Origin of the sequence: Coprococcus intestinihominis (assembly GCF_040096555.1) — a bacterium.
GTDB classification, from domain to species: domain Bacteria; phylum Bacillota; class Clostridia; order Lachnospirales; family Lachnospiraceae; genus Coprococcus_A; species Coprococcus_A intestinihominis.
Genome location: NZ_JBBMEK010000287.1, coordinates 1 through 3,992, shown reverse-complemented (window position 1 = coordinate 3,992; position 3,992 = coordinate 1). Strand labels below are relative to the sequence as shown.

The 3,992-nt window shown below is 43.7% G+C and carries 4 protein-coding genes; 1 reads left to right on the top strand and 3 read right to left on the bottom strand.

The genetic code is table 11. From position 1 onward, the window contains the following. The first annotated feature begins 173 nt into the window (after window positions 1-173). Window positions 174-359: a hypothetical protein gene (locus WMO25_RS15765; protein ID WP_178440552.1), complete on the top strand. Its 186-nt coding sequence runs from the start codon at window positions 174-176 to the stop codon at window positions 357-359. 39 nt (window positions 360-398) lie between these two features. Here the strand turns inward: WMO25_RS15765 and WMO25_RS15760 are convergent, their stop codons facing one another. The 3 genes from WMO25_RS15760 to WMO25_RS15750 all read right to left on the bottom strand — a co-directional run. Beyond that, on the bottom strand, window positions 399-845 hold the full coding sequence (locus tag WMO25_RS15760; protein WP_349086115.1) for a hypothetical protein: 447 nt from the start codon (window positions 843-845) through the stop codon (window positions 399-401). A gap of 130 nt (window positions 846-975) precedes the next feature. After that, complete coding sequence (locus WMO25_RS15755; protein WP_215689050.1) at window positions 976-1,713, bottom strand: DUF3137 domain-containing protein; 738 nt, start codon at window positions 1,711-1,713, stop codon at window positions 976-978. Between the two features lie 87 nt (window positions 1,714-1,800). Continuing rightward, on the bottom strand, window positions 1,801-3,992 hold a 2,192-nt coding region (locus tag WMO25_RS15750; protein WP_349086113.1), incomplete at its 5' end, for a helix-turn-helix transcriptional regulator.

Genomic DNA, 3,992 nt, shown 5'->3' with positions numbered 1-3,992 from the left:
CTTTGGATATTTCATTCATTATCTGCTGAGCCTCGCCGTCTGCTGTCATTTTCAACTAATAGTTCAATGTTTTTCCCATTCATCCATGCTATACTCTGTAATCAAAGAACACGCAACAATCAGATTCAACCAGCCAGAAGACTGTTCCTTAACTGGCCCCGGAGGAAAATACCATGAGCAAATACAGAGAAACACCATGCAAATTTTATATCTGCCGCGGCGAATGTTCAAAGGGCCGTGCTGCCGAGCATAAGACTTACTGTCAGCACTGCAGCAAATATTATCCAAGAGCAAAAGTTCGCCATATTAACCAGAAAAAACGCTATAATGAACAGCAGCGCAGTCAAATCACTGCCTGAAACAACACCAGAAAGAGGATTCTATGAATTTAACATCTTCTACCATGAAATATTCAGCCACAGATAATACAGTGTCACGCCCGTTTTTGAGGCAAAAAATTTTTTGTTTTCTCTCTGCGTGACCTCGTCAATGCGAAGCTGAACATTTCTGTATCCCATTTCCGCAAGTCGCTGGCGAAGTCTCTTAACGATTTCCTGTCGTATATTCATCGCTTCATACTGTGAATAGCCTTTCAAGAAAGAAAGCATTGTATACCTCTGAAATCCCGTTTCACTGACAGACGGTTGAATAAAGTAATCTGTTGTATCCCAATAAAATTGATCATAATATCCGGTTAAATTCCGCTTGCCATCCCTTGCCGCATTACGTGAAAGTACCTTAATACCCGTAATCAGCCCTTCAACCTCTCGATGAATGATTTCTTCCTTCTTATTGCTGTATGAATTTTCCCATTCAATTTTTCTTAATTCGTCACAAAAACTCATTGTATATCTCCTCCGTTTAGATTCATCCTTATGCGGCTCACCCGCAAAATTTATTTCTGTTGTTCTTTTGTGACTTTAATATAACACAGACTAAAGACGCACCTGTTCCCGGAAGGAGTATTTTTCTGCATTAGGAAATAAAGACATCCAGCATATCCCTGCACCATTTCAACTCCCTGGTATAGCGCTGTTTCAATGCCTCCGGATTATTTCTGTCTCTTCCCACCTCAAAGAAATGATGACCGCTGTGCACCGCCAGATCCAACTTTCCATCCCCATGCAGACAAACCGCAAATTCTCCAAAGGCCGTCTGCGTCAGTTCAAGAATCCGGGCCATTCTGTCCTGATTCAGAAAATACATCACCCACTCCTCATTATCACAGCTGAGATTAAACCGTTTATCAAAAGCTTCATACCCGGTTTTAATCGTTTTTGTCCGGAAGATTTTATCCAGTTTGCCTCTCGGCCAGAATGTAAAACCGGTAGGAAATGTCTCCCCAAGTTCACAGCACATCCACTGTCCCCGGTAAATCTCCTGCTCATTCGTTTGCCGCATATCGTTGTTCTCATCAATATAGTCATTCACCTCTGTTAAAGTAATACTGCACAACTCTGCCGGATGTCCCTGATAACGAAAACAAATATTGCCGCTGCTGTTAAGATAGCTATATGTTTGCAGCGGAATATTCGATCCCTTAACATCCAGTAAATGCCCTTCCGGATGCATCTGCACATCATCAAAAAGTGTATTCATCACTCCCGGCACAATCGCATCATTTACTGCCTGATCAGCAGTCTCTTTTGATTTCTTTAAAACTGAATGAATAATACAAGCAACAATAATCAGCCCAATAATTACATATGACATATAACGCACCTCCCCTTTGTAGAAAAAGAAAAATCCACTGTACCGGCATTGTACAATGGATTTTTTGCAATGGCTATTCACCAATAGTTAGGAATTCTCTTCCAACAGCTGTAACAGCTGCTTTCTCTTTGTTCTGGTATCCCCTTCAATCTGAAGTTTTGAATAAATCTGTTTGACATATTGTTTGACACTTCCTTCTGAAAGGAACATTTTCTCCGCGATTTCCCGGTTCGTTTGATGCTGATTAATGAGCAGCACCATTTCATATTCTTTATCTGTCAATACAGCCAGTACCTCCGGGCGATGTGCCTCTTTCCTTAGACATTCCCGCCGCATCTCATACATTTCACCCATCTGTATCAGATACCTGACAAACAGGCTTTCCTGTTTCTGACAGCGCAGTAAAAGTTTTTTCAAATAACGATAATTCTCCACAAACGGAAGCATCAGATAATCCGTCTCCGCCTCCAGAATGGCCTGCGTCAGCATCTGCTCCGCCTCCTGCCATTTTCCCATGGCTTCATAAGCAGCCGCTGTCTGAATACGGATGTGCAGCGCCACCAGCCTATAATGCATACCTTCGCAGATAGAAAGCTGTCCATCGCTGCGGCCAATCACCTTTGCATAATTTTCCTGTGCCAGATAAACCTGATTTTCAATCAGCAGCATCATTGGTCTTCCCGGGGCAAGCATATTGATATCCGAAAGCCTGTGTTCACCAAATATCGGAGGAATCTTCTCAGACTCACCCAACAGCGCATAATAATAGGCACTGATGCCACTCCATATATTAAGCCAGGCAGCATTATGATGGCGCAGTAATTCGGTGCGCCGCCTCTCCAGACTACAATGCGGCTTCATTTCCTTAGCCAGAGCCAGTCGCCATGCCAGAAAATCACAGCAAAGCGCCATATTTTCCTGGCCATTTCCTTCAATCTGTGCATAAGCCCGTTCCAGCTCAATCTGTGCATCCGCAAATCTTCCCTGTACAAAAGCTGCTTCCGCCCGCATAATCTTTTCTGCCCCCTGTCCGTGACCACAGGTAATCTTGTAATAATGCGGCATACATTCATCCATCTGGGCAAGCTCACTTTCCAACTGTCCCGGACCGCGGTAAAACATCATCAGCACAGAAGGCGATCCAAAGGTCCAGCCGCCGTTGTTCTGAATACTGATGGCCGGTCTGGACATCTGGCTGCTGGCTCTTCGATGCAGCTGACTCATAGCTCCGATATCATTATAGCAAAGGAAACTCATAATTAAATCGCATTCCCCCAACAGATTGCCACGTTCCTCATCAGAGAGCGCTGCATTTTCCTCCACCACTTCCATCAAAAGCACTTTCAATTCCATCATCTTCGGAATCAGACGCCAGTTAAACATGCTGCGCATCAGCACCAGAATCGCCAATGGATGTGCTTTCAAAATGGAAACAGGACATTCAGCCAACACATTCATAACCTCCTGCGCATTCAGTGAAGCGAGCAGAATTCCCGCATCATTTTTAACAACCCGAAGAAATGCATCATAATTTTTACTTCTTCGATAGACATCCATGGCATGCAGATACTGACTGTGCTGCTCATACCACAGGCCAAAACGATTCAGGTAAAATGCCTGTTTTTCTTCATCCAACGCCGCAAAAACCCGATTGGCACATTCTTTCATCATATGATGAAATCTGAAAGTCACACCATCTGCCAGACATTTCACAAAAGCATTCTGCTCAGTCAGAATTTTCACCATGGCTCTTACTTCCTCATCTTCTGTAACAAAAACGGCCATTTCTGCCGAAAACTCGTCCGCAATCCCCATAACAGCCAGAAATTCCCGTTGCTTTGCAGAAAGCGGTTCAATCATCGCCCTGGTAAATGCCGCATAAATATCCGAAGCCCCATCCGGCAGCACGCCTCGCTCCAAAAATATCTGCAAATTCAGATAAACAGCTGAGAACCATCCCTCACTGGAATAAAAAAGTGTTTCTGTCTGTTTCTCAGACAGTTTTATTCCACAGCGCTTCACATAAACCGCAAGCTCTTTACGATTCAGTCGCAGCTGTTCTACACCAATCTGGTAAACTTTGCCGCCCAGACACAAAATATCTGCCGACGAAAGAAATTGATTTCTCCCTGCAACAATCAAATGGACATTTCCCGACAGTCTCCTGGCAAGCATACACAAAAAAGCAGATGCACGGCTATCCGTCAACAGATGAAAATCATCAATAAAAATGTAACAACTGCCTGTTTTCGACAATTCATGACACATATCCTCTATCA